At 64.5% G+C, this 25,970-nt stretch carries 21 protein-coding genes and 1 tRNA gene; 5 read left to right on the plus strand and 17 right to left on the minus strand.

The genetic code is table 11. The annotated features are described in order from the left end of the window. Window positions 1-109 precede the first annotated feature (109 nt). On the plus strand, window positions 110-1,552 hold the full coding sequence (locus tag ACUWEX_RS10945; protein WP_445996250.1) for a helix-turn-helix domain-containing protein: 1,443 nt from the start codon (window positions 110-112) through the stop codon (window positions 1,550-1,552). A 96-nt stretch (window positions 1,553-1,648) separates the two neighbouring features. Here the strand turns inward: ACUWEX_RS10945 and ACUWEX_RS10950 are convergent, their stop codons facing one another. From ACUWEX_RS10950 to topA, 8 genes are all read right to left on the minus strand, one after another. Then, on the minus strand, window positions 1,649-2,272 hold the full coding sequence (locus ACUWEX_RS10950) for an isochorismatase family protein (RefSeq protein WP_079728210.1): 624 nt from the start codon (window positions 2,270-2,272) through the stop codon (window positions 1,649-1,651). A 17-nt stretch (window positions 2,273-2,289) separates the two neighbouring features. Next, window positions 2,290-3,789 (minus strand): D-alanyl-D-alanine carboxypeptidase/D-alanyl-D-alanine endopeptidase, encoded by a 1,500-nt coding sequence (dacB, locus tag ACUWEX_RS10955; protein WP_234991156.1) that lies wholly within the window; start codon window positions 3,787-3,789, stop codon window positions 2,290-2,292. 83 nt (window positions 3,790-3,872) lie between these two features. Continuing rightward, on the minus strand, window positions 3,873-4,877 hold the full coding sequence (locus ACUWEX_RS10960) for a Gfo/Idh/MocA family protein (protein ID WP_445996251.1): 1,005 nt from the start codon (window positions 4,875-4,877) through the stop codon (window positions 3,873-3,875). Between the two features lie 48 nt (window positions 4,878-4,925). Continuing rightward, a tRNA-Thr gene (locus ACUWEX_RS10965) sits at window positions 4,926-5,001 on the minus strand. Window positions 5,002-5,121: 120 nt separating this feature from the next. After that, window positions 5,122-6,840 (minus strand): alpha/beta hydrolase, encoded by a 1,719-nt coding sequence (locus tag ACUWEX_RS10970; protein ID WP_445996252.1) that lies wholly within the window; start codon window positions 6,838-6,840, stop codon window positions 5,122-5,124. Between the two features lies 1 nt (window position 6,841). After that, entirely contained in the window at window positions 6,842-7,969 is a 1,128-nt protein-coding gene (locus ACUWEX_RS10975; protein WP_445996253.1) for a DNA polymerase III subunit delta', read from the minus strand. A gap of 55 nt (window positions 7,970-8,024) precedes the next feature. Continuing rightward, the gene (gene tmk, locus ACUWEX_RS10980) at window positions 8,025-8,660 is read right to left on the minus strand and encodes a dTMP kinase (RefSeq protein WP_079728207.1); all 636 of its coding nucleotides are present in this window, start codon (window positions 8,658-8,660) and stop codon (window positions 8,025-8,027) included. After that, window positions 8,657-11,569, minus strand: a complete 2,913-nt coding sequence (gene topA, locus ACUWEX_RS10985; RefSeq protein ID WP_445996254.1) for a type I DNA topoisomerase — start codon at window positions 11,567-11,569, stop codon at window positions 8,657-8,659. The genes tmk and topA overlap by 4 nt, the downstream gene beginning before the upstream one ends. A gap of 128 nt (window positions 11,570-11,697) precedes the next feature. Here topA and ACUWEX_RS10990 point away from each other — a divergent pair, with 128 nt between their 5' ends. Then, the gene (locus ACUWEX_RS10990; RefSeq protein ID WP_079728205.1) at window positions 11,698-11,934 is read left to right on the plus strand and encodes a hypothetical protein; all 237 of its coding nucleotides are present in this window, start codon (window positions 11,698-11,700) and stop codon (window positions 11,932-11,934) included. Window positions 11,935-11,960: 26 nt separating this feature from the next. Here ACUWEX_RS10990 and ACUWEX_RS10995 read toward each other — a convergent pair whose 3' ends face one another. The 5 genes from ACUWEX_RS10995 to ACUWEX_RS11015 all read right to left on the minus strand — a co-directional run bounded on the left by ACUWEX_RS10995 (window position 11,961) and on the right by ACUWEX_RS11015 (window position 15,071). After that, window positions 11,961-12,236 carry a helicase gene (locus ACUWEX_RS10995; protein WP_445996255.1) on the minus strand — a complete coding sequence of 92 codons (276 nt, stop codon included), beginning with the start codon at window positions 12,234-12,236 and terminating at the stop codon, window positions 11,961-11,963. Window positions 12,237-12,385: 149 nt separating this feature from the next. Next, window positions 12,386-12,739, minus strand: coding sequence for a TadE family type IV pilus minor pilin (locus tag ACUWEX_RS11000; protein WP_445996256.1), 354 nt, complete (start codon window positions 12,737-12,739; stop codon window positions 12,386-12,388). A 110-nt stretch (window positions 12,740-12,849) separates the two neighbouring features. Further along, window positions 12,850-13,062, minus strand: coding sequence for a DUF4244 domain-containing protein (locus ACUWEX_RS11005; RefSeq protein WP_445996257.1), 213 nt, complete (start codon window positions 13,060-13,062; stop codon window positions 12,850-12,852). Window positions 13,063-13,107: 45 nt separating this feature from the next. Continuing rightward, window positions 13,108-14,115, minus strand: a complete 1,008-nt coding sequence (locus ACUWEX_RS11010; RefSeq protein ID WP_445996258.1) for a type II secretion system F family protein — start codon at window positions 14,113-14,115, stop codon at window positions 13,108-13,110. Continuing rightward, window positions 14,112-15,071: a TadA family conjugal transfer-associated ATPase gene (locus tag ACUWEX_RS11015; RefSeq protein WP_445996259.1), complete on the minus strand. Its 960-nt coding sequence runs from the start codon at window positions 15,069-15,071 to the stop codon at window positions 14,112-14,114. Before ACUWEX_RS11015 ends, ACUWEX_RS11010 begins: the two co-directional genes overlap by 4 nt. A 905-nt stretch (window positions 15,072-15,976) precedes the next feature. On the opposite strand from ACUWEX_RS11015, the gene acs reads away from it, so the two are divergent. Then, window positions 15,977-17,962, plus strand: a complete 1,986-nt coding sequence (gene acs / locus ACUWEX_RS11020; protein ID WP_445996260.1) for an acetate--CoA ligase — start codon at window positions 15,977-15,979, stop codon at window positions 17,960-17,962. A 225-nt stretch (window positions 17,963-18,187) separates the two neighbouring features. Beyond that, complete coding sequence (locus ACUWEX_RS11025; protein ID WP_445996261.1) at window positions 18,188-20,335, plus strand: AAA family ATPase; 2,148 nt, start codon at window positions 18,188-18,190, stop codon at window positions 20,333-20,335. Between the two features lie 468 nt (window positions 20,336-20,803). Here ACUWEX_RS11025 and ACUWEX_RS11030 read toward each other — a convergent pair whose 3' ends face one another. From ACUWEX_RS11030 to ACUWEX_RS11045, 4 genes are read right to left on the minus strand one after another with little or no spacing between them, the layout of a single operon-like run. Continuing rightward, entirely contained in the window at window positions 20,804-21,313 is a 510-nt protein-coding gene (locus ACUWEX_RS11030) for a hypothetical protein (protein ID WP_445996262.1), read from the minus strand. Between the two features lie 10 nt (window positions 21,314-21,323). After that, on the minus strand, window positions 21,324-22,964 hold the full coding sequence (locus ACUWEX_RS11035) for an FtsK/SpoIIIE domain-containing protein (RefSeq protein ID WP_445996263.1): 1,641 nt from the start codon (window positions 22,962-22,964) through the stop codon (window positions 21,324-21,326). Continuing rightward, window positions 22,957-23,118, minus strand: a complete 162-nt coding sequence (locus ACUWEX_RS11040) for a hypothetical protein (protein WP_445996264.1) — start codon at window positions 23,116-23,118, stop codon at window positions 22,957-22,959. The genes ACUWEX_RS11035 and ACUWEX_RS11040 overlap by 8 nt, the downstream gene beginning before the upstream one ends. Then, a complete protein-coding gene (locus ACUWEX_RS11045) occupies window positions 23,111-24,310 on the minus strand; it encodes a hypothetical protein (protein ID WP_445996265.1) in 1,200 nt (399 codons plus the stop codon). The genes ACUWEX_RS11040 and ACUWEX_RS11045 overlap by 8 nt, the downstream gene beginning before the upstream one ends. Before the next feature lie 1,029 nt (window positions 24,311-25,339). Between ACUWEX_RS11045 and ACUWEX_RS11050 the strand changes: the two genes are divergently transcribed. Next, window positions 25,340-25,831, plus strand: coding sequence for an endonuclease domain-containing protein (locus tag ACUWEX_RS11050; RefSeq protein ID WP_445996266.1), 492 nt, complete (start codon window positions 25,340-25,342; stop codon window positions 25,829-25,831). Window positions 25,832-25,970: the final 139 nt, after the last annotated feature.

Here is a 25,970-nt window from a genome sequence, read left to right on the forward strand (position 1 = left end):
GCGTCAGGCCGGTCGTCGGTGATCCGTGACTCCAGCCTGATGCAGCAATCGGCAGACTTTCGCTAACCCAAGGTGTTAAGAATCGCCGTTCTTTCGCTATCGTGAAGAAATGAGCAGCGACGCTACCGATCCGGTGACTCTGGGCCACCGCATCCGCCATCACCGCCTCGAGCGAGGCCTCACCCTCGACGACCTCGGAACGCGAGTCGGCCTCGCGGGCAGCCAGCTCTCCCTCATCGAGAACGGCAAGCGCGAGCCGAGGTTGTCTCAGCTCGGCGAGCTCGCCCAGGCCCTCGACGTCAGCCTCGCCACGCTGCTCGACAGCGCACCCCCGAGCCCGCGCGCCGCCCTCGAGATCGAGCTCGACCGTGCGCAACGCAGCGCCCTCTACAGCAGCTTGGCGCTCCCCCGCGTGAAACCGACCAAGGGCATGGCGGATGATGCGCTCACGGCGCTCGTGGGCCTGCACCGCGAGCTGCAGCGCCGCGCCTCGGACGCCATCGCCACCCCCGAGGAGGCCCGGCGTGCGAACACCGAGCTGCGGGCGTGGATGCGTGCCCGCAACAACTATCTGCCCGATATCGACGCCCTCGCCGAGAAACAGATCAAGGCGGCCGGGCACAGCGTCGGCGCCGTCACGCACCGCACGGTCAGCATCATGGCCGAACGCCTCGGCTTCCAATTGATCTACGTGAACGATCTTCCGCATTCCACCCGCAGTGTCACCGACCTGGCGAACGGACGCATCTATCTGCCACCTGCCTCCATCCCCGGCGGGCACGGCCTGCGGGCCATGGCGTTGCAGGCCATGGCGCACCGGCTGCTCGACCACGAACGCCCCGCCAGCTATGCCGAGTTCCTGCAGCAGCGTCTCGAGATCAACTACTTCTCGGCCGCCTGCCTCATGCCGCGCACGGCCGCCGTCGAGTTCCTCGCGAAGGCGAAGAAGGATCGCAACCTCGCGGTCGAGGACTTTCGCGACGCCTTCGGTGTGACGCATGAGGCGGCGGCGTTGCGCATGACGAACCTGGCGACATCCACGCTCGATATGCCCCTGCACTTCTTGCGGGTCGACGAGGATGGCGCGATCGCGAAGGCCTATGAGAACGACGGGTTGCCCCTGCCCACCGATGTCACCGGCGCCGTGGAGGGCCAGATTCTGTGCCGGCGGTGGAGCGCCCGCGCCGCGTTCGACCGCACGAACCGCACCACCGAGCTGTACCAGTACACCGATACGCCCGCCGGCACGTTCTGGTGCGCCACTCAGACGGGCACGACGAGCGACGGGGAGTTCAGCATCTCGGTGGGCGTGCCGTTCGCGCAGGCGAAGTGGTTCCGCGGGCGCGAGACGACGGCGCGCGCCGTGTCGACGTGCCCCGACCCGTCGTGCTGCAAGACCCCGCGGCCCGAGCAGGCCGAGCGCTGGGCCGATCAGGCATGGCCGAGTGCGCGGCTGCACGCGCACGTGTTGTCGCCGCTGCCGAGCGGCACGTTCCCGGGTGTCGACGACGCCGAGGTGTACGCGTTCCTCGAGCGGCACGAGGGCGAATAACGGGCTGGCTGGCTAGCGGGCTAGCTGGTCGAGGCGACCCTGGCGTCGGCGCAGCTCAGTCGGCGTCGAGGGCCCGCCGTCAGCGAGCCGGTGGCGTCACCGGGGTTCGGTCGTGAGCGACGCTTCGACGAGGTCGATCGTGGGGCGCCCCATGATTTCAGCCCCCGCGGCCTTCATCTCTTCGAGCGCGGCGACGGTGCTCTCGGGTGCCACGCCCGCGACGAGGTCCTCGAAGACCCGCACGCGCCGGCCATGCGCCAGCGCGTCGAGCACGGTCGCGCGCACGCAGTGGTCGGTCGCGATGCCCACCACGTCGATATCGGTGATGCCTCGCTCCTCCACGAGCGCGGGCACGGCGCTGCCATTCTCGGCGACTCCCTCGTAGGCCGAATAAGCGGGCTCGCCCTGCCCCTTATGCACGTGCACGTCCACCTCGTCGGTGACGAAAGCCGGATGATAGTCAGCCCCGGGCGTGCCGGCGACGCAGTGCTCGGGCCACGTGTCCACGAAGTTCGGGTCGGTGTCGACCGCGAAGTGGCCGCCATTGTCGTTGTCGGCGTCGTGCCAGTCACGCGAGGCCACGATGAGCGCATAGTCGTCGGCGTGATCCGCGAGGTACTCGGTGATGGCACCCGCCACCTGGATGCCGCCGTCGACGCCCAGAGCGCCACCCTCGGTGAAATCGTTCTGCACGTCGACAATGAAGAGTGCCCGCGACATCCGCTCACTACCCCGCTTCAGTTGTTCGAGAGATTGTTTCCACAATTGTAGAAGCCGGTCGCGAGCGTGTCGATGGCCTGGCGAGCGGTTGCCGAGACCTTGCCGAGGGCGAAGATCGCGAACACGAGGGTGCTGCCATCCTTGGCCTTGACGATGCCCGAGAGGGTGTAGCCGGTCTTGATCGAACCGGTCTTGGCAAAGATGTGACCGCGCGCGACGGTGTTGCCGCCGTTGAAGCGGTCGCTGAACGACAGGGTGCCCGATCGACCCGCCACCGGCAGGCCGTCGTAGATGTTGCCGAGGTTGCCCTCGCGCTTGTTGATCTTCAACATGAGCTGCGTGAGGTACGTGGGCGGCACGGCGTTGTTGTCGCTGAGCCCGGAACCGTCGACCGTCACGATGCCCGACACGTCGATGCCGTAGGCCTGCAGCGCCTGGGGCGTGGCCTGGCGGATGGCGTCGAACGTGTTGCCGGCGCCGAGCTTGATGGCCGTGAGGCGGCCGAGCATCTCGGCGACCGAGTTGTCCGAGGGCACGAGCGTCTGCTTCACCAGCACCGAAACCGGCTGCGACTGCACCTGGGCCAGTTCGGCCGCGCCGACCGGAGCCGTGCCGACGACCGTGGGAACGCCGCCGAAGTAGCTGGCGAAGGCCGTTCCCGCGCGTGCAACCGGGTCGGTGCTGCGCGGCGAATCCTGCAACACGGGGTTGTCGCGGTCACCGTCGACCTGCAGGGCCGTGATGATCGACATCCAGCCGTTCCAGCGCTCCGACGTCTCCCAGCTGGGCTGCCAGCCGTCGCCGCCGAAGTAGCTCGCGTCGAGCACGATCTTCGTGATGGGCACACCCGGGTTGGATGCTTCGTAGGCGGCTTTGGCGCGCGCGGCGAGGTCGTCGAGGTGCGCCGCCCCCTTGTAGATGGATTCCTGACCCGTGGGCAGACGCGTGAGCGTCACGTCTCCACCGCCCACCAGCACGATGGTGCCCGGCTCGGAGCCCTGCACGACACGCGTGGTGGCGCGGTAGTCGGGGCCGAGGGCGGCGAGGGCGGCCGACGTGGTCAGCAGCTTCAAGACGCTGGCGGTGCGGTTGGGCGTGCCGGCGTCGCGGTCGAAGAGCACCTCCCCCGTGTCGGCGTTGAGGGCCTGCGCCTGCATGTTGCCGAAACGGGGGTCGGTCGTGAGGCCCTGCACGGAGCAGGTGCGCAGTTTCGACGCCGGCACGGCGTCGGCGGGCACGGGGCGCGGCGGCGGCGTGGTGGCGGTCGGGGTGGGCGCGGGGCTCGCGGATGTCGAGGGCGCGACTTCTTGCACTTCTGCCGTTTGCGCGCTCGACGTGACGACGGGCGACGTTGCCGCGCCGACGGCCACGGCCCCCGAGCCGATGAGCGCGAAGCCGGCCGCGGCGGCCGTGATCAGCCAGGCGGTGCGGTGGCGGGCGAAGAAGGCTCCGATGCCGCGCGGGTTCGTCGACGGTTCCGAAGAAGGTTCGGTGGTGTCGTCAGAGGTTTCGCGCACCCGAAGATCCTAAACCGGGGTTCGCGGTTTCGCCCCATCGATTGTGGAATCTGTGCGGAGTTCGGGGCGGCGACCCCCTGGCGTCAGACCGCGGTGTCGCGCTCGCCCGGGTAGACGAGCCCGATCTGGCGTCTGATCTCGTCGAGAACACCCATGATCGCGATGGATTCGCTGGTCGGCAGGATGTCGCCCGTCAGGTGCTCCTCGGCGACGAGTCGCTCGAGCTCGAGCGCCTGATAGTGCATGCCGCGGCCGACGACGGTCGACGTGTAGGTCTCCTGCAGCTCGCCGTCGGCGTCGTAGCGGCGGAACGTGGTCGGCGAGTACCACACGGCGTCGAGGTCGATGCGCCCGCGCGTGCCGAGCACCGACGCGACGTTCGTGCCCTTGGCCGTGCTGGTGCTGAAGCTCGTGGCGGTGCGGCCGCCGTCGTATCCGAACACGGTGGCGACGGTGGAGTCGGCGCCCGTCTCGGCGAAGGCCGCCGATGCCTGGATGGTGTCGGGGAGGCCGAGCACGTCGACCGTGAAGGAGATCGGGTAGATGCCGAGGTCGAGGAGCGCGCCGCCACCCAGCTCGAGGTTGTTGATGCGGTGCTCGGGGTTCTGCGGCAGTGACTGCGTGTGGTCGGCGACGACGCCCACCAGGTCGCCGAGGAGGCCTTCGGCGAGGATCTCGCGCAGGCGCACCATGTGCGGCAGGAAGCGGGTCCACATGGCTTCGAGCACGACGAGGCCGAGCTCGGTGGCGCGCGCGACGACGCGTTCCGCTTCGGCCTGGTTGAGGGTGAAGGGTTTTTCGACGAGGACGTGCTTGCCGGCGTTCAGCGCGAGCAGGGCGTTCTCGGCGTGGAAGGGATGCGGCGTGGCGATGTAGATGACGTCGACGTCGGGGTCGGCCACGAGGTCTTCGTAGCTGCCGTGCGCGTTGGCGATGTCGAATTCGTCGGCGAATTCTTGCGCTTTGATGAGCTGGCGCGAGCCGACGGCCTGCACGATGAGGCCGTTCTGGATGAGGTCTGCGGTGAACGCGTGTGCGATGCCGCCTGGTCCGAGGATGCCCCAGCGGAGCGTGCCGTCTTTAGTCACGGCGCAAGCTTAGTGCGTGTTCGTGGACCGCACGAGGGGATGAAGAAGTGGAGCCGCCCAGGGGAATCGAACCCCTGACCTATTCATTACGAGTGAATCGCTCTGCCGACTGAGCTAGGGCGGCGTGTTTGCCGTTCGCTTTCGCGTGTACGGCAACACAAGGAATGATCTTAGCGGTTTCTGGGCCCGAGTGTGAATCGGGCACAGCCCCACCGCGGCCATCGGCGTGTCATTTATTTGGTGATCAGGTGCATTTCGGATCGGAGCTCAGCGCGGTGCCGTTGACCAGGTAGTCGTCGACGGCCTTGTCCACACAGTCGGAGCCCTTGTTGTAGCCGGTGTGCCCCTCGCCCTGATAGGTGAGGAGGAATCCACTCTCGAGCTGGTCGGCGAGCGAGACGGCCCATTCGTAGGGCGTGGCCGGGTCGTTGGTGGTGCCGACGACCATGATGGGCGGGGCGCCGGGGGCGTTGATGGCGACCCGCTCTGCGCCGTCGGTGTAGGGCCAGTTGGCGCATCCGATGTCGCCGTAGGTCATGTAGCTGCCGATGACGGGCGCGGCCTTCTCGATTTCGGCGGCCTGCTCGGCCATGACGGCGGGGTCGGCGTCGTAGGTGTAGTCGAGGCAGTTGTAGGCCGTGAACGACTCGGTGGAGTTGTCGGCGTAGGTGCCGTCGGGGTTGCGCCCGTTGTAGCCGTCGGCGAGCGTGAAGGCGACGCTGGCGGAGCCCTTCATGACGTCGTCGAACATCTGGGTGAGGTAGCTCCAGCTGGACTGCGAGTAGAGCGGGTAGATGATGGCGGTGACGAGGGTGCCCGAGCCGAGCATGCGCCCGTCCGAGTTGCGGATGGGCGTCTTGTCGACGGATTCGAGCAGCGCACGGATCTGCGTCATGGCTTGGTCGACCGACCCGGTGAAGGGGCAGTCGGAGCCGGCGAGGCAGCTCTCGAGGTAGGCCTTGAGGGCGTTCTCGAAGCCGATCGACTGCGTCTTGGTGACCTCGAAGTTGCTGACCGAGGGGTCGATGGCGCCGTCGAGCACGAGGCGGCCGACTTTGTCGGGGAAGAGCTCGGCGTAGGTGGCGCCGAGGAACGTGCCGTAGGAGTAGCCGAGGTAGTAGAGCTTGCTGTCGCCGACGAGCGCGCGCAGCAGGTCCATATCGTGGGCCGACTGCACGGTGTTCACGTAGTGCAGGAACTCGCCCGTGTTGTCGGCGCAGGCCTGACCGAAGTCGGTGGCGCTCTGGGCGCTCTCCTGCTGCCACGCCTCTGTTCCGCGCGCGTTGGCCGGGATGTCGTAGAGGTAGGCGTCGAGCGCTTTCGGGTCGAAGCAGGTGACGGGTGTCGATCGGCCGACGCCGCGGGGGTCGAAGCCGACGATGTCGAAGGATGCCTGCAGCTTCTGGTCGGTGGCGAAGTCGAGGCTGTCGGCGACGAAGTCGTAGCCGGAGCCGCCGGGTCCGCCCGGGTTGACGAGCAGAGAGCCGACGCGGTCGGAGCCGGTGGCTCGGGAGCGCACGGCGGCGATCTCGACGGAACCGGCCGAGGGGTCATCCCAGTTCTCGGGGGTGTCGAAGGTGGTGCACTCGAGATCGCCGCCTTCGCAGCTCTTCCAGGTGAGGGTTTGGCTGTAGAAGGGTGTGAGGTCGGCGGCCACGTCTTCGGCTACGGGCGTGGAGGTGCTGCTGCCGCCCCCGTTATGGTCGCTCGGGAGAAAGGCCGTGACACAGCCGCTCAGGGCGAGTGCGGCGACGGTGACGGTGGCCACGACGCTGGCCGCGCGGCGGCGCAGAGACCGGCGCGGGCGGCGGCCCTCGATGGCCGTGTCAGCAGACCTGAGTTCCCACGGGGTCGAGCCGTGCGAGGTGTGGCGCGCTCCCGGAGCATCGTTTCCGGCGCCCGGAGCGTTGTGGTCGGCACCCGGAGCGTTCTGGTCGGCGTTGCCCATATCGTCGTTGTTCATGTCAGCGTTGTGCCGCGACGAGCATGGCTTCGAGAGCCAGAGCGGGCGCGACGTTCCCCTCTATGCGGTGGCGGGCGGTGGCGATGGCGTCGAGCGTGGCCATGGTGCTGGCCTGGCTCGATGATTCTGCTGATTGTCGCAGGTGCGGCAGCAGCTCGCGGTTGATGATGGTGTCGTCGATGCCGAATTGCAGCAGCGCGATGTCGCGGTAGACCGATTGCAGGTCGACGAGGATGCGATCGATGCCGTCGCGCAGGCTGCGGGTGGCCCGGCGCTTCTGTTCTTCTTCGAGACCGCGGATCTGGGCGCGCAGCGCGGGCGGAACGGGTTTGCCGGGTTCGATGCCCAGCGAGCGTAGGGCGTTTTCGCGTTCTTCGGCGTCGCGCTGCTCGGTGTAGGCGCTCGCGTCGGAGCCGGCGAGTTCGAGCAGGGTGGCGGCGCCCACGACGGCGTCTGAAACGGTGCGCACCGTGAGCGCCACGCGCAGCGTCTCGTCGCGCCGCTGTCTCGCCGTCTCGTCGGTGGCCAGACGGTGCGCCATGCCGATGTGGTTCTGGGCGTGCCGGGCGGCGCGCTCGGCCGTCTCGGCGTCGACGCCGTCTCGGCGCTGCAGGAGCGCGGCCACTTCGGTGACGTCGGGCACGCGCAGCCGCACGCTGCGCACGCGTGAGCGGATGGTGGGAATGAGGTCGGCTTCGCTCGGTGCGCACAGGATCCACACGGTGCGCTCGGGCGGCTCTTCGAGCGCTTTGAGGAGCACGTTGGAGGTGCGCTCGGCCATCCGATCGGCGTCTTCGACGACGAGCACACGGTAGCGGCCGACGGAGGGCGCATAGGAGGCGCCGGTGACGAGGTGTCGCACCTCGTCGATCGAGATGATGACTTTGCTGGTGGACAGGGATGTCAGATCAGGATGTGTGCGTGCGTCGACCTGCTGGTCGGTGTGCTCGTCGCCGCCGGGCACGCGGCTGAGGAGCGCTTTGGCGAACGCGTAGGCCAGGTTGGAGCGGCCCGACCCGGGTGGCCCCGTGATGAGCCAGGCGTGCGTCATGGCCTGCGGGTTGCGGCTGGCGTCGGTCAGCAGCTCGACGGCGTCCGTCTGCCCGATGATGTCGTCCCAAGCTCCCACGGTTCCACCTTACCGGCGGCCCCTGACAGCGGACGGGCGCTCGGAGCGACGTCCCTTACGGCAGAAGCGGGCGGATGCGTGCGGCGATCGTCTCGGCGACGAGTTCGACGGGTTCGGCGGCGTCGATCACGGCGACCCTGTCGGGTTCGTTGTCGGCGATCGCGAGGAAAGCCCCGCGCACCCGGCGGTGGAAGTCTTGTTTCTCGGCTTCGAGGCGGTCGAAACGCCGTTCGGTTGCCCCCATCCGCGCCCGGGCCGTTTCTTCGTCGAGGTCGAGAAGAAGGGTGATGTCGGGTGCGAGACCGTCGGTTGCCCAGTCGGACAGGGCGCGGATCTCGTCGCCGCCGAGGGTGCGGCCTGCGCCCTGGTAGGCGACGGAGGAGTCGATGTACCGGTCTTGCAGGACGATGTCTCCGCGCTGCAAGGCGGGCCGGACGAGCGTGGCCACGTGTTGCGCGCGATCGGCGGCATACAGGAGCGCTTCGGCGCGCGGCGGGATGTCCCCCCGATGGTGGAGCACGATTTCACGCAGCAGCAGTCCGACCTCGGTGCCGCCGGGTTCGCGCGTGCGAACCACGGTGTATCCCTCGTCGGTCAACCACTGTTCGAGGAGGGCGGCTTGGGTCGATTTACCCGAGCCGTCCCCTCCCTCGATGGTGACGAAGAGGCCGGGATGCGGTCGCTCGCTCATTTCGTGTCGGCGGCCGTTTTCGTGGCGGCAGTTTTCCTGGCGGCGGGCTTCTTGGCCGGCGCCTTCGCGGCGGTGGTCTTCGCGGCGGTGGTCTTCGCGGCCGTCGTCTTCGCGGCCGTCGTCTTGGCCGCGGTCGCCTTCGCCGTCGTCGTCTTCGCAGCGGCCGTCTTTTTCACCGGGGCCTTCTTGGCCGGAGCCTTCTTCGCCGGGGCCTTCTTCGCCCGCGGTGCGGCCGGACCCTTTGCGCGTTTGTCGGCCAGCAGCTGAACGGCACGGTCGAACGTGATCTCTTCGACCGATTCGGCCTTGGGGATGGTCGCGTTCGTGACGCCGTCGGTGACGTAGGGCCCGAATCGGCCGTCCTTCACCTTGATGGGCTTACCGCTCTCGGGGTCGGCCTCGAACTCTTTCAGGGCGCTCGACGCGCGCTTCGCACCGTACTTGGGCTGGGCGTAGAGTTCGACGGCTCCGGGGATGTCGATCGTGAAGATCTCGTCCTCGCTCGTGAGCGAACGGGTGTCGGCGCCCTTCTTCAGGTAGGGGCCGTAGCGGCCGTTCTGGGCCGTGATCTCTTCCCCGCTCTCGGGGTCGTTGCCCACGACTCGCGGCAGGTTGAGCAGCTGCATGGCGGTATCGAAGTCGATGGTGTCGGGCGACATCGACTTGAACAGAGACGCGGTGCGCGGCTTCTCGGCGGCCTTCTTGGCCGGCGCCTTCTTCTTGGCGGGCTTCTTGGCACCCTCGAGCACTTCGCCGGTTGCCGGGTCGACGGTGGTGGCATCCGCTTCGGGCGCTGCGACTTCTGCGGGCTCGGGGTCGACCTCGGTGACATAGGGGCCGAAGCGGCCGTCCTTCGCCACGATCTGCTTGCCGTTCTCGGGGTTGACGCCCAAAACGCGGTCTCCGATGACGGGCGCGTCGATCAGCTCGCGCGCCTTGGACGGTGTGAGCTCGTCGGGCGCGAGTTCTTCGGGGATGTTGACGCGGCGCGGCGTGCCCTCGGCGTTGTCGGGGTCGGGAACCTCGAGGTAAGGGCCGTATTTGCCGATACGCAGGGTGATGTCGTCGTCGATGCGCAGAGAGTTGATGTCGCGCGCGTCGATTTCTCCGAGGTTGTCGATGACCTGACGGAGACCGGTGTGGTCGTCGCCCCCGTAGTAGAAGTTCTGCAGCCAGGCCGTGCGGTCTTGGCTGCCGTTGGCGATGCGGTCGAGATCTTCTTCCATCGCGGCGGTGAAGTCGTACTGCACCAGGTCGCCGAAGTGCTGCTCGAGCAAACGCACGACGCTGAACGCGATCCAGCTGGGGATGAGTGCCTGCCCCCGCTGCGTCACATATCCGCGGTCCATGATGGTGGCGATGGTTTGCGCGTATGTCGACGGGCGGCCGATGCCGAGCTCTTCGAGCTGCTTGACGAGGCTTGCTTCGGTGTAGCGGGGCGGCGGGCTGGTCTCGTGGCCCTTCGCCTCGACGTCGCGCAGTGCGACCTGCTGGCCTTCGGTCAGCGGCGGGAGCTTCGCTTCCTTGGCGCTGGCGTCGGCGTTGCGGTCTTCGTCCTGGCCCTCTTCGTAGGCGTTGAGGAACCCACGGAACGTGATGACGGTGCCGGATGCCGTGAACTCGGCGACCTTGTCGGCGGTCGCCTCGATGGTGACCGTTGCGGTCTGCCCCTTGGCATCGGCCATCTGGCTGGCGACGGTGCGCTTCCAGATCAGGTCGTAGAGCTTGAAGTCGTTGCCGTGCAGCGTCGACGCGAGTGAGGACGGCGTGCGGAAGGTGTCACCCGAGGGGCGGATGGCCTCGTGTGCCTCTTGAGCGTTCTTGGACTTGCCGGCGTATTGACGCGGCTTGTCGGGAATGGTCTCGGCGCCGTAGAGGCTCGTCGCCTGCGCACGGGCCGCATTGATGGCCTGGCTCGACAGGGACGCCGAGTCGGTTCGCATATAGGTGATGTAACCGTTTTCGTACAGCGACTGAGCGACGCTCATCGTCTGACGGGCCGAGAACCGCAGCTTGCGCGCGGCCTCCTGCTGCAGGGTCGACGTGGTGAAGGGCGCCGCCGGTCGACGCGAGTAGGGCTTCGACTCGACCTTGCTGACGCGAACGGGTGTGCCGGGCGCGGAGAGCGCGGCGGCCAGGCTCGTGGCGGTGGCTTCGTCGAGCGGCACGGCCTTGCTCTTCAGGGCACCGGTGTCGTCGTAGTCGCGACCGGTGGCGACGCGCTCGCCGTCGAGTCGCACGAGACGCGCTTCGAACGGCGTGGCTTCGTCGGCGGCGACGTGGGCCGTGAGGTCCCAGTAGCTGGCGGCGGTGAAGGCGAGGCGTTCGCGCTCGCGGTCGACGACGAGACGGGTGGCGGCGGACTGGACACGACCGGCGGACAGCGCCGGACCGACCTTGCGCCAGAGGACCGGGGAGATCTCGTAGCCGTAGATGCGGTCGAGGATGCGGCGTGTCTCCTGCGCGTCGACCAGGGCGACGTCGAGTTCACGGGTGTTGTCGGTGGCCGCGAGGATGGCGTCTTTGGTGATCTCGTGGAAGACCATGCGGCGGACGGGCACCTTGGGCTTGAGGACCTGCAGCAGGTGCCATGCGATGGCTTCGCCTTCGCGGTCTTCATCGGTGGCGAGCAGGAGCTCGTCGGCGTCTTTCAGGGCTCGTTTGAGTTCGGCGACAGTTTTCTTCTTGCTGTCGGAGACGACGTAGTACGGTTCGAACCCGTTGTCGACGTCGACGGCGAACTTGCCGAGGCCACCCTTTTTGAGGTCGGCGGGCAGGTTCTTCGGCTCGGCCAGGTCACGAATGTGCCCCACCGAACTCAGGACCTCGTATCCGTCGCCCAGATAGCCGGCAATCGACTTCATCTTGGTGGGCGACTCTACGATGACCAGCTTCTTTGTGCCTGTCACCAGACTCCTCTCGTCAGCCACACCATACACACACCCACTGGGCCTCCACCTAATCGGCTGCCGCGTGATTCCGCCGCGGATGGCCGTGGCCCCTTGTGCCCGTTTCGGTTGTGAGGACAATAAGAGGTATGAGTGACACGACGAAGACGACGTACACTGCCAAGCTCACCGACGGCCCCCTCGAGGGCCGCACGGTCGCCACGGGTTTCCTCGATGACGGGCAACCGAAGCCCACGGTCGAGATTCCTGCGCCGGGCGGCAAGACCTATATCTATGCGCGCTCCGCCGGCCAGGAGTTCGAGTCGGCGGGCTCCGCCCTGCCGAGCGCTGTCGCCTATCGGTTCCTCACCACGAACTTCTCGTAGGCGCGGGTCGACGAGGGGCGTGTCGCTCACGCGATCGCCCCGCTCGCGCGGGCGCGCGCCGAGAACGCGAGGCCGAGGAACGTGTCGCTCACCTCGACGCACATGTCGTCGCCGCAGGGTCGGCACTGGGTGACCCGAGCGTCGTATGCCGCGGCGACGCTGCCCGCTCGGGCACAGGGCTCCCCGTCCGAGAATCCGTTTCGTGTGTCTGAGGCGGCGAGCGCCGACGCGTCGGCGGCATGGTTCAAGTTCTGTCGGGCCAGCGCGGCTGCGGTCGACGCGGTCAGGCCGATAGCGGTCATGGCCCCGCAGGCGATGAGGGCAACCGAGAGCAGGCTCCCCGAGCCGCAGCGACATCGTGAGAGCGGAGTCGCAACCGGGCACCCCTCGTGCAGTCTCGCCGATCCACCGCTGAGGCGTCGGCGTGTCGCCGTTACCGGGCGGGACGCCATCATCGCCCTCCGCCCAGTGCACAGGCGCGTGCCGCCAGCCTGATGCCTGTGACACGACCGCCGGGTAACGCCCAGGGCCGCGACACCTCGGCGCACACGAGGTCGCCCTCGGACGACGTGGTGAGCGTGGAGCCGGGTGCGAGCTGGGCGGAGAGGGCTCCGGCGGACGAGACGGGTTCTCCGCGACCGAGCGCACGCGCCGCGTCGGCCGCGGCGTCGGCGAGCCGCACCTGGTGCACCGCGGCACCCAGTGCTCCGACCGACAGCGCCAGCACGAGGAGGACGGCGGGCATCGTCACGGCGAACTCGGCTGCGACCGACCCGCGATCCTGCGCGAACCTGTGCAGCGGCACAGTCGAAGCGGACGTGAACCGCGGCAGAAGCGCGCCCGATATCGGAGCCGCTACGGGTAGGACTGCTCCGTGGACGTTGCTCGGCCGGCCAGCAGATAGCTCGTTCACGATCAGCCGACATTGAGGGCGCGGCGAACGAGGTCGAGGAGAATGCCCTTGACCTCGTCGCTGCGCATGATGATGACGAGCAGCCCGGCGAAGGCGACGGCGGCCATGGTCGTGATGACGTATTCGGCGGTGGCCGCCCCGGCGTCGTCGGCAAGCGATCGTCGTCGTGTGGGGAATGACGGGCCGGAGAGTGCGGGGGTCTCGAAGGTGTACATGGTGCTCCGTGGGTTGTCGTGACGTGGATGGTGTGGATGGATGGACTAGAGCGCGCTGATCGAGCTCGAGAGGATGCCGGCGACGATGGGTACGACGCCGAGCAGGATGAAAGCGGGGAGGATGCAGAGGCCGAGCGGGAGAAGCAGCTGCGTGCCGAGCTTTTCGGCGTTGCGGGCCGCGGCGGTGCGCGCCATGCGACGGTAGGACTGTGCCTCGGAGGCGAGCAGGAGCGACGCCGGGATCCCGGCTCGTTTCGAGAGAACGAGGACCGCCTCTCGGTCGGAGTGTTCGGCGCTCTCGGTGGCCGACTCGAGTTCGCAATCGGTGATGGCGGTCGAGACGGCGGCTACGGCTGAGAGAGCGGACCGGCCGGAGGCGAGCGCGATGATCGTGAGGTCGAGCAGCAGGCCGGGGGCGCGTCCCCGCGGGGCGACGGCGCGCACCAGGCGGTTGCTCCACCGTCGGGCGATGAGCACGAGCACGACGGCGGCGAGACCGCAGACCGCCCCGAGAGTCGTGGTGAAGAGGAACTGGAGCGTATCGAAGCCCAGGAGAGCGCCGAAGACGAGGCCGACGACCGGGAGGCCGAGCACCAGGCGAGACGTTGCGGTGGGCCCGGCGAGAGCGATCTGCACCGCGCGCTCGGTGGACCCGACGTCGAGAAGCGAGGCAGCAATGGAGGTCAGGCAGGGAGCGAGTGGCGCGCCGGTCGTCTCGGACACCTGCCATGCGGCGGCTACGGCCCGCCAGAGGGGCGCCGCCGGACCCGTTCGCGGCGCGGCCTCGAGAAGCACCGGCACGACGCTCCCTCCGCGCCGGAGTCGACGCATCGCATGAACGACGGGCGCGACGCTGTCGGAGGACACGGCGGCCGAATCGTCGTCGAGATAACGCCATGCGGAGCCGGGCGCGACACCCGCCTCGAGAACGACGGCGAGCCGCTGAACGACCGTAGCGATGTTCTCGGCGTGGGGCCGCTCGTCGACGGCCGCGGCATGCACGATGCGCCGAACCGCGGTGATGCGAGCGGCCGACAGGCGCTGCACCGTCATGACGCGACCTCGGTGGCGACAGCGAGGCGACCGTGCTCGTCACGCCGGAAGTGGCCCAGGGCGCTGACGCGCCGCACGCCATCGATGCGCCGCAGGTGGACGATGAGACCGATGGCGCTGGCCGATTGCCGAGCCACGGATTCTGGCGACATATGGGCGAGAGCGCCGAGCGCTTCGAGACGCGCCGGAACGTCGTCGAGGGAGTTGGCGTGCACCGTGCAGGCCCCGCCTTCGTGGCCGGTGTTGAGTGCGCCGAGCATGTCGCGGATCTCGCTTCCGCGACATTCGCCGAGCACGAGCCGATCGGGCCGCATGCGCAGCGACTCGCGGAGGAGTCGGGCGATGTCGACTCCGCCACTGCCCTCGGCATTGGGCTGCCGCGCTTCGAGCGAGACAACGTGCGGATGATCGAGCAGAAGCTCGGAGACATCCTCGACGCAGATGATGCGCTCGGCCGGGTCGGCGTGGGATAAGAGCGCGGCGAGCAGCGTGGTCTTCCCCGTTCCGGCACCACCCGAGATGAGCACATTGGTGCGAGAGCTGACGGCCTCGCGCAAACGCCGCGCCACGGCACCACCGGGCAGAGAGAACATGCCGCGCGCCTCGAGGTCGACAAGCCGCAGAGGACGCTGCGCCGGGACACGGATGCTCAGAGCCGCTCCCCCGACGGAAAGGGGCGGCAGTACCGCGTGCACCCGGATGCCTCCCGGTAGCCGAACATCGACGAAGGGGGTCACCTCATCGACGTGGCGGCCGCCTTCGGCGATAAGCCGGACCGCCAGCGCATGGACGACGTCGGGGCTGGGCATCCATTCGGTCACGCGCTCGAAACCCCGGCCCCGGTCGACCCACGCTCCGCTCGATCCGGTCACGACGATGTCAGTCACATCATCGAGCAGGAGGTAGGGGCCGAGGTTGCCGAAACGCGACGCGGTGTCGATGCGAAGCGGAGCCACCGGCGCGGCAGCAGGGAGACGCGCCGGTCGCTGCCGGTCGCGTGCGTGATCGAGGCGAACGGGACGGTCGATCGCGCGATGCCGATACCGATCGAGCAACAGCGGCCGCGGTGCCGACACCGAGACCACGGGCGGAGGCGCGGCCTGGCCACCCGTCGGCTCGGAACCCGGCGGGTGGACCCCGATGAGGGGAGGACGTGCTGAGGCGACACCCGGCGCACGCGCAGGCGCGAGTTCTGATGCTGGAGCAGGTGCCGCTGCACGCGCTGGTTCAGGACCGGGACCGGTGCCGAACGCAGCCCGGGCCCGACCCCTGACGCGCTGTTGCTCGAAAAGATTCATGCCTGCGACGGTATGTGCGCGATCGATCCCGGCGGCGAGCCACCGGCAATCTGTGGAGACTTTCGGCGATTCCCACCTGTGGAGAACGATCTGACGACCGGAACGGGGAACACCCGAAGTGGGAACACCCGAAGTGGGGTGCCGGAAAGACGGCGATCGCATCGGCATCAGCCGCTCGGCGCACCCACCGGGGGACGCATTGTGCCCACAGAGCAGGCAGGCGTGAGAGATGAGCGCTTAAAAAGAAGGGGGCGGCACCCATTGGGGGGAATGGGTGCCGCCAGATGCGACGCGGGATTGGGGGGAATCCGGGCGCCGCATGCACGAATACGAAGATTCGGCCGTGTTCAAGTGTACGCGGAAACAGCAGATGCGCAAACCGGCGTGTCCCCCTAAATGCCGACAAGGATCTGGGAGCTTCCTGAGAACAAACTGGTCGGTTTTTTACATCCCCGCGGCCTGTGCATATCCGCCCCGGCAAGCAGTTCGCCGAATCGGAGTACAGTCGTCTGCAGCCAGGACACCGCCGTCCGAACAGCAACGCAAAGGAGCGCCGAGCCGCAATGAGCAACAGGATCGACAACCTCTTACACGAAGACCGCCGGTTCGCGCCGAGCGACGAATTCGCCGCCAACGCGGTGGCGAACGCCGAACTCTATGCCGAAGCATCCGATGATCGCCTCGGGTTCTGGGCGCGCCAGGCGCGCGAACTGGTGACGTGGGAGAAGCCGTTCACACAGACGCTCGACTGGAGCACCCCGCCCTTCGCCAAGTGGTTCGACGACGGCACGCTCAACGTGGCCTACAACTGCCTCGATCGCCATGTCGACGCCGGCAACGGCGGCCGCGTGGCCCTGCACTTCGAGGGCGAGCCCGGCGACAGCCGCAGCCTGACCTACGCCGAGCTGACCGCCGAGGTGAAGCGGGCCGCCAATGTCTTGACCGGTCTCGGCATCCGCGCGGGCGACCGCGTGGCCATCTACCTGCCCATGATTCCCGAGGCCGTCATCGCCATGCTCGCGGTCGCGCGCCTCGGCGCCGTGCACTCCGTCGTGTTCGGCGGGTTCAGCGCCGACAGCCTGCGCTCGCGCATCGACGACGCCGCCGCGAAACTCGTCATCACCGCCGACGGCGGCTGGCGCAAAGGCAAGGTCTCGCCGCTCAAACCCGCCGTCGACGCCGCTCTCGAGGCGCGCGGTGACCTCGGTCCGCAGGACACCGTCACGAACGTGCTCGTCGTCAAACGCGGCGAGAACACCGTGGACTGGAACCCCGAGCGCGATCGGTGGTGGCACGACGAGCTCGCCGCGGCATCCCCCGATCACACCGCCGAGGCCTTTCCCGCCGAGAACCCTCTGTTCATCCTCTACACGTCGGGGACGACGGGAAAGCCGAAGGGAATTCTGCACACCTCGGGCGGATATCTGACCCAGGCGGCCTTCACCCACAAGAACGTCTTCGACCTGCACGCCGACAGCGACGTGTACTGGTGCACGGCCGACATCGGCTGGATCACGGGCCACACCTATGTGACCTACGGCCCGCTCGCCAACGGCGCCACGCAGGTCATCTACGAGGGAACACCCGACAGCCCGCATCCCGGTCGCTGGTGGGAGATCATCGAGAAGTACAAGGTCTCGATCTTCTACACGGCCCCCACGGCCATCCGCTCGTTCATGAAGCTCGGCCGCAAGATCCCCAAGCAGTTCGACCTGTCGTCGTTGCGGCTGCTCGGCTCGGTGGGCGAACCCATCAACCCCGAAGCCTGGATGTGGTACCGCAAGGTCATCGGCGGCAAGACGGCCCCCATCGTGGACACGTGGTGGCAGACCGAGACCGGCGCCATCATGATCTCGGCGCTGCCGGGCATCACCGAGACGAAGCCGGGAAGCGCGCAGGTTCCCCTGCCCGGAATCGCCATCGACGTGGTCGACGACGACGGCAACCCGGTCGGCGAGGGCAACGGCGGCCTGCTCGTCGTGACCGAGCCCTGGCCCAGCATGCTGCGCGGCATCTGGGGCGACCCCGAGCGGTTCCAGGAAACCTACTGGGAGAAGTTCGGCGACAAATACTTCGCGGGCGACGGCGCTCGCCTCGACGACGACGGCGACGTGTGGCTGCTCGGCCGCGTCGACGACGTCATGAACGTGTCCGGGCACCGCCTGTCGACGGCCGAGATCGAATCGGCGCTGGTGTCACACCCGTTCACGGCCGAAGCGGCCGTCGTCGGGGCATCCGATGAGACCACCGGCCAGGCGGTGGTCGCTTTTGTATGTATTCGCGATTCTGTAACCCTCGAACCTGAAGGTGCGGAAGCGATGGTGCGCGAGTTGCGGGCGTGGGTCACGAAAGCGATTGGTGCGATTGCCCGTCCGCGGGATATCTACATCGTTGGCGAACTTCCCAAGACACGCTCCGGGAAGATCATGCGTCGTCTACTACGCGACGTCGCGGAAGGTCGCGAGGTTGGGGACACCACGACCCTGGCAGACACCAAGGTCATGAACACGATCGTTGACACGATCGAGGGGCAGGTTGCGAACAGGTAGACGACCACTTGTTTGCAGGTTTAACGTCTCGACTGTGAGTAGCTATCATTGCGGCCAATGGACCGAAACTCAGACATAATATGACCGCAGCCCCTGCCACGTGTATTTACTCCGAGTCGTCACCTATAGCTCTTAGTCGAAAATCGCTAGTTTCGCTTCACCATCCGACGACCACAACGTCGAGGTCACTAAGTAGACTTCAACCCAATCAATGAGGAGCAAGCGATGACGACTGCCGAACCATTGCCCGATTCGGTCGAAACAAAGCCGGATTACAACATCACTATCCGCAATTGCAACAGCATCGAGGAAGCATCCATCGTGCTTCGTCCCGGCGCCCTCAACATCAAGTACGGTCCGAACGGTATTGGGAAGAGCACTATTGCAAAGGCTTTACGGTACCGCGCGGAAGGTGAAGGAAAACTCGATCAACTGACACCGTTCAAGCACCGGGCAGACAAGGACGGTCCGCGCCCTGAAGTGACCGGAGCTGACGACATATCTCAGGTCATGACGTTCGACGACGCGTACGTGTCCGGGTTCGTTTTCAAGCGTGACGAGGTGCTTGAGAACAGCTTCGAAGTCTTCATTAAGACTGAGGGCTTCCAAGACGGCATTGATCAGATTGCGTCTCGGTTCGAATCGCTGAAGCAAACCTTTGACGAAGAAGTCGAGTTCAACGAGGCGGTGGAAAGCTTTTCTGAGCTTAGGGATGCTTTCAATGTCACAAAAAGCGGCGCAGTCGCCAAGACCAGCAAAGGCTATAAAGCCCTCACCGTGGGCGGCAAGCTAGAGAACGTACCACAGCACCTTCACGGCTTCACCAACTTCATACAGAGCGATAACCCCGCGACCTGGATCACATGGCAGGCCAAAGGAAAAGAATTCCTTGAGCTCTCGGACCACTGTCCATTTTGCTCAGGGGAAAGCATCGACAAAGAGACTGCAAAAAAGGTTTCCGAGGAATACGACTCGACAGCCGTTCGGAACATGAGCCTGTTGCGGGGTGTGATCGAACGGCTTGGCGGGTACTTCACACCGTCAGCTCTACAGAGCCTTAAGGACGTGACAGGCTCCATTTCCGGGGTTAGCGCAGAGCAAGAGTCCTTTGTCGTTTCTCTCCGCGGCCAGATCGAGACCCTCCTCCTCAAGCTCTCAGCCATCAGGGCGCTGTCATTCCATGCGCTTCGAGAAGAGGAAAACCTCTCCTTGGCACTCAAGAATCTGAAGATAGATCTTCAATTCTTGCCTGCATTGAGCTCGGAGAAGACTACTTCCGTAGCGATGATCATCAATGGGAAGCTAGACGAAGTGTCTGCGCAGGTCGGAGAGATCCAAGGGCGGATCAATAGGCAGAAGCATCGAGTTGCCAAGCTCATTGAAAAAAATCAGGAGGAAGTCAACTCGTTCCTTCGTTCCGCGGGATATCGCTATCAGGTACGTATCGAGCCGAGCGACGAAACCTATCGAATGCTGCTGGATCACATGGACGCTCCGGGTGATCACATTCAGGAAGCAGGAAGTCACCTCAGCTATGGCGAGAAGAATGCCTTCGCAATGGTTCTCTTCATGCACGACGTGCAACACAAAAAGCCTCATCTGGTAGTTCTCGACGACCCGGTGTCAAGTTTTGACAAAACCAAGAAGTTTGCCATTATCAATCAGCTTTTCCGTGGCCGGAATTCCCTGAGAGACACCACTACTTTACTTTTGACACACGACATCGAACCAGCCATCGACATGGTTCGCGTAGCTACGAAGGGACTGTTCACAGCGGCGAAGCCAGTGGCGCATTTTCTCCGTGGCAGCAAAGGCAGAGTGTCCGAAAAGCCCATCGAGGCCCGTCACCTTCTCACATTCACCACAGTCTGCGAAGAGAACATCAAATCGGCTTCCGACTCAATGGTTAAGTGCATCTACTTGCGGCGCCTATACGAGGTCCATGGAACAAAGGACGCGGGTTACGAGCTTCTCTCCAATCTCTTCCATGGTCGAGAGGTGCCCATCTTCAGACCCAGCGATGGTCCGGACGTGCCTCTTACCCCGAAGCAAACCGCGGATGCCACGACCGAGATTCAGCGCCACATCAGCGACTTCGATTACGCGGCGCTGCTGGCCGAACTGAAGGCCGAGGGTGCGCTCAAGGCCCGCTTCGAGGCCACAAACGTCGGCTATGAAAAAGTGCAATTGTTCCGCATGATGGCAGATCTGAACCCGGACCTCCCCAAGGGGGATGATGTCTTCACGAAGTTCGTCAACACCACTTATCACATTGAGAACGAGTACGTCCTGCAGCTAAATCCGCGCGATTTCGACGCAGTGCCAGAATTCGTCGTCAACCGTTGCACGGAGCTGATTGCAGCCACTTCGTGATCACAACTCCGCACATGCCCAACCTTGACGACAGTCAACGTGCTCACAGGGCGATAGAAGTCGTCGATGAGCACTTACGGCACGGCTGGGAGGCAAACAAGGCGTTCGGCGAGGGGCTTGTGAGCATGGTGACCGAAGACCGGTGATCACCAGCCCTTGCCGGAGGTGCGCATCGATATTTGGTGTGACCGACACACAGGGAGGCGCACCGTGTTCCACATCGACTCAACAGGCTCAATTCACCATTGCCTTTTACCCCTAGGTATCTGCGATCTGGCACCACACTTTGCCACGTCCCACGCGGCTTTCGAGTTTCACGAGAAGGTCACACACGGTTACGGCGAGGACGAAAGCATGTTCATCCCGTTCTAAGACTTGGGTAACCCAGGGTCGGTCGAAAGACCGGTGGTTGCTCTTGCGACAAACCCCCGCAGATCCGATATCTGCGGGGGTTTGTCATGACAGCTGTTAGGCGTTCACCTTGATCGAGATGCGACGAAGGTCGTCCAGGTCCTCGCGCCAGAGAGATGCGACCTCCTCGACCGGCAAACCGACGTAGGCGGCGAGGTCATCCACCTTGCCTGTCCAGCCAGCAGGAACGGCGACGCCGGACAACTTCTCGATTTTGCCTAGGACGCCGAAGCTCTTGCGACTCGATCTCTGATCCATGAGTTCGGTTCGTCGCACGGCACCCACCTGTTTCGCGGTAGATGGTTTCGTCCATCCGCTGAGGCACGGCGCGGAAGTGTCACACCCGTGCGCCCATCGGTAGTCGCATGAGGCGCATTCCAACGCCCTCAGGTATGTGTCAACATCCACCTGGAACATCGAAGCCACGTCGGCGGCGTCTCGGCAGTCGCGTACGACTACATCTTCGGCGTCCACGCCCAGTACGTGGGCGATGTCTCGAAGGCTGTGGCTGTGAGCTTTGCAGAATTCAAACGGAACCGGTTCGGGTAGTAGTCGTCGGTGTTTCATGGCCTTTCTCCTAGTGATTGGTATTGAGGTCGGGGAGGGATAGTTCGCTGAGGTCCGGCATTCCCAATTCGTCATCATCGTTATCGGTTCCGGGAATCTCTTCAAACCCGAAGGCGCCGTCGTCGACCAGGTCGTCAGCATCATTGGCGTCGTCGTCCGCGTGAACGGTGCTCAACGCGAGGCCACTCGGCGGTTCAGGGGTACTGGTTGCCTTACGGTTGCGATTCAAAAGGTCTTCCAAGTCGTCAGCCGTGGTGCGGGCGAAGCGCACCTTGACTGGGCTGCCCGAGAGTTCCTTGACGTACCCCACACCTGCGGTGGCGTAATTGTTGCTCGCACCTGACTTACGGATCTTCGTCGCGTCAAATCCCTGAGCGCTGGCGGTGTCGCCTAACCACAGGTCGTTCCAATAGGTCTGCCCGTCCTCGAGGCGAAGAACGATCTTGTTTGGGAAGTTCTCTCGCATGTCACCCATGAGGTCTTTGGTCGCGGCCTGAGTAGCGGCCACCACGAAGATGTTCCCTGAACGACCCTGCGCCAAGATTTCTGTGAGTCGCTGAACGGCGACGGCACCGGGCTTACCCATGTTCTTCATGGCGGATAGAAGACTCAGGAACTCGTCGATGAAGATGATGACGAGTGGGGTTTCCTTGTCGAACGGAACCGTCCGGCCAAAATCGTTCGCCTTGGTCGCGACGATGGAGTCTTGGCGTGCCTTCATGAGCGCGTGAAGCGCGTTGATCATCCCGACCATCGATTCGTTGTCTCCAATTGCGATGCCCGCGAAGAGCGACGAGCCGACGAACGGCTTAATTTCACCGCTTTTGGGGTCGATGCCGTAGAGCTTGACGATTTCCTCGTGGATGAACGGCTCAAGCTGTCGGATCATCCCTTGAATGGGCGAACCTTTACCCGATCCGGTTGTGCCGTGAATCAGCGTGTGGTGGGTCGGTAGTTCCCATGCCTCGCCGTTGGCCTTCACTGCGAGAGGAATTGAGGTGATTCGAGCGGCGGGATACTGCTCGAAGAAGTCGGCTCCAGGCGTTAACCCTTCGATCTTGTCCACGGGCGAAACCGCGTGGCCGATGTACCTGATCGAGAAGAAGTCGTCGGCGTCAGTTGGGGTGAGCGAGTGGAGGCCAAGCGTCGATTTGATCACGGCCTCAAGAGCTTTGATCTTGCCTTCTGGCTTACCGTCGAGCTGTAGGTTGATGAAGAAGTGCTCCGGCCCAGCGTTACCCGGCTGTAGATCTTCGGGGAGCTCGGCCACCGAAACGGACTTCGCCGCGTGAGCTATTTGGGCGCGCGCTAGCAAGAACCGTTGGGCGGTCTTCGCGGGCTTGTTGCGGGCGTTTGCCTTCTTCACTGCCTGAGGAAAAGGAGATAGCCATGCAGCCTGCGGGTGCGCCTTCTGTTCCTTCTCGATTTCCTTCATGAACGGCTTCGAAGGAGCGTAGGTTTCGACTACCTCTTCAATCGTGAGAATTTTCTGTAGGTAGTCAAACGTCTCGCGCTCGTTGAGGGGTCGCTTTCGCTTCGCGTTGGCGAGAATCAGGCGGGGAAGGAAAACCCTCACCGCGAGAGCGCCACCGCCGATTAGCACGAACGCAGTGATCGCTAGTGGGATGAGGTTGTCGAGTAAGTCATTCATGGCCTTTCTCCTGGTCAATGTTCGGGTTGAGCGTTTCGGTGTCCATCGGATCGAAGTCGGAGTTCGCCTCCATCAGCCAGGCGATGGAGTCGGCAAGTTCCTGGAATGTGAAGTCAGCGTCGGTGTACTTCCAGTTGACGACCATGTCAGTCACCCAGCTTGTCGAAGCGACCAACGGGGTTGCCGTACCGATCAGTCAGGGAGGTGATGACGAGTCGGCCGCTCTCGATGAGGCCAAACTTTCCGTCCTTATCCACGGCGCGGATTAGGTTCTCGACCTCGCTCCAGTGGACGACGTAGATGACGCGCTCGAAAACAGTTCCGTCCTGGAACTCCTTGACGTAGGTGTTGAACAGCTTTCGAAGATGCACCCAGCCCTTCTTGTTCAGCTCGACCTCGATCATGACGTTCTTGCCTTTCGGGCCTCCCGGTGTTCGATCCAGAAGAACGACGAGGTCAGCCCAGTGTTCGTGGATGAAGTTGCCGTCATCGAAGTCTTTGGAGTAGCCCATGACGAGCAGTTCCGGGTACTTGAGGAACAGGTGGCTGCGGTCGAGCGTCCCTGCCTCTAACTCAGCGCGAGCAGCGGCGACGGTCTTTCTTCGCTCGATGCCGAAGTTCGTGTCCTCGCGAACCTTGACCGCATCGGACACCGGCTTCTGGTCGCGGCGCATCTTGTCCTCGCTCACGAGCTGCTTGAAGTCCAGAGCACCGATCCCCAGTGACTCTTTGTAGTCGCCGGCCATGAGGTGAGCGGCGACGGTGCCGATGGCTCGACTGTGCGCGAGTGTTTTGCGCTTCATGTCCTTGATGCTCTTCCACGACGGGAGGTTGTCATCGAGGATGAACCCGTAGCGCTGTGCAGCGGAGATTCCGGCTTCAGTGACACCCCAGAGCTGTTTGCCGTCGTCACGCGAGTAGACGCTTTCAACGAGCCCGAGGCGTTCGAGGCGAACGAGCTTCTTACGGGCACCGCCCTCGCTCGGCATTCTGCCGCCGACGGAGATGGGGCTTGCAGCGGTTCGAAGGGCCATCGAGAAGGTCATGAGGTCAACGACCTTCACCTCGTACATGAACGCGAGTCCGGGTGCGTCGTTGGCCGTGGCGTGAGCGCGAGGCGTTCCCTTGTGCGGGTGCTTGCCTCCGAGGTTGTATCCCTTGTCTCCCACCTTCAGCACCTTCGGGGCGGCAGGTGTCTGCGCAGGGGCTTTGCTTGGGAGGTTGAGCAGCGGGCGAGTAGGTGCGGCTACGGTTTCGTCTTCGTCTTCATCCAGCATCGGATTCGTGACGGTGAATTCGTCCTCGTCGTCTTCTAGGAGAGGGTTTACAGCGGTTGTGTCAGTCATGTCAGCGACTCCTTGATTCGTGGGTTCAGAATCAATATCGCTTCGGCTTGTCGCATCAGCTGTTCAGCAGTGTGGGACGACCATAGGGATGCTTCAGTCGACAAGCTGAAGCGCCAAGACGCGTGGTTCTACCGTGGTCGCCAAACCAAACATTCGGCGCGGTAATCTTCCCTTGGCTTCGCCAACCATTGGGACACCCTCTGGACTCCCGAAAAGCTCAACCCTAAATCCCTCTCTGGGACTCGACCTAAATCCACCTCCTGGACTTCACCCCTTCATCCCCTCCTGGGACATTGAGCATTTAGACAATCTGCCCAAACCTTTCTGAGTCTTCAACCTGCTACCAAGCGCTGTTTGATTTCGGTCTAACCACTGGGCTGTTAGATAGCTCTGTCGATAGAGCCTCGACTACGGAACACGACTCTTGTTGGACTGCCGTCCTCTGACACCTGCTTCAACCTTCGCAAAGGTTTGAACTCTCGATGCTGGATACCTAGGGACAGGTTTCAAACTTCGATCCTTGACGGTCCGCGATGCTCCCCGTCGTCAGAGGGCAGGCCGAGGCGCAGTGTGTCACCGGCGTAGGCCGATTGCGGCTCAGTGTGTCACCGACCCCTCGTGAGTCAAGGCACAGCGTGTCACCACCGCTGAACGGCGCGAAGGCGCAGTGTGTCACCTAGTCGTGACGAGTCGAACGGGCAGTGTGTCACCGGCGCGAAGCGATGTGAGCGGACAGTGTGTCACCGGCTTGAGCGCGACGAGGCACAGTGTGTCACCGACCAGAAACGAGATGACCGGCACCGCCGAATCCTGTCAGCGCAGTGTGTCACCAACCCATCGTCGGCTGTCGCTAAGCGTCTGTGAGAAGCGGCACAGTGTGTCACCGACTCGGCCTCGAGAGCGATCCCGATAGACGGCACAGTGTGTCACCGCTAGAGGGCATGGCGATATTGACGTTGGGCGGGGGTATGCCACGAGCGGTCCATACCCCCGCTGACCGTTCATGCATCGCTCAATGGAGATACACCAATGTCAAAGAAAGCGACCTGTACCAACTGCACCAGCACGCGCCTTGTCTACGAGGGACTGTGCAGAGACCACTACCTCGAATCGGTCTACACCGGAGAACCGTTGACAGTGGAGGTACTTGAACCTCTGTTCTTCAGTCCCTGGGCTGCCGCGTCACACAAGCTGTCTCGCGAGCGTCACCGAAACATCTTTACCGCCAACGATGGGCTATGCGGCCTCTGCGCCGTCGTACCACCTGAGGTCATCGACCACGATCACGAGTGCGAGTGCGCGGACGGCCCTCGTTGTGGCAAGTGCGTGCGTGGCCTTCTGTGCATCCGTTGCAACACTGTTCTGGGAGCCATCCACGACTCTCCCGATGAGGCACGCGCTCGGATCGAGAACGGCTGCGCCCAGCCAGAGATTTACGAAGCAGCAATCGTCTACCTGGCCGCCTACCGCGTACTTCGTGAGGCTGGCCAGATCGTCGGCGATACGAAGACCACTGACTAGGGAGACAGCCATGAACAAAGACTCAGGCCTCAGCATCGACCGCGCGTCACTCAAGGGGTTTCAGGACTACCTGATCGCTAACCGCATCACCCTGACACCTCGGACGCCATCAGACGACGAGGACTAACCGATGTGCGAA

This window comes from Okibacterium fritillariae, assembly GCF_052783725.1.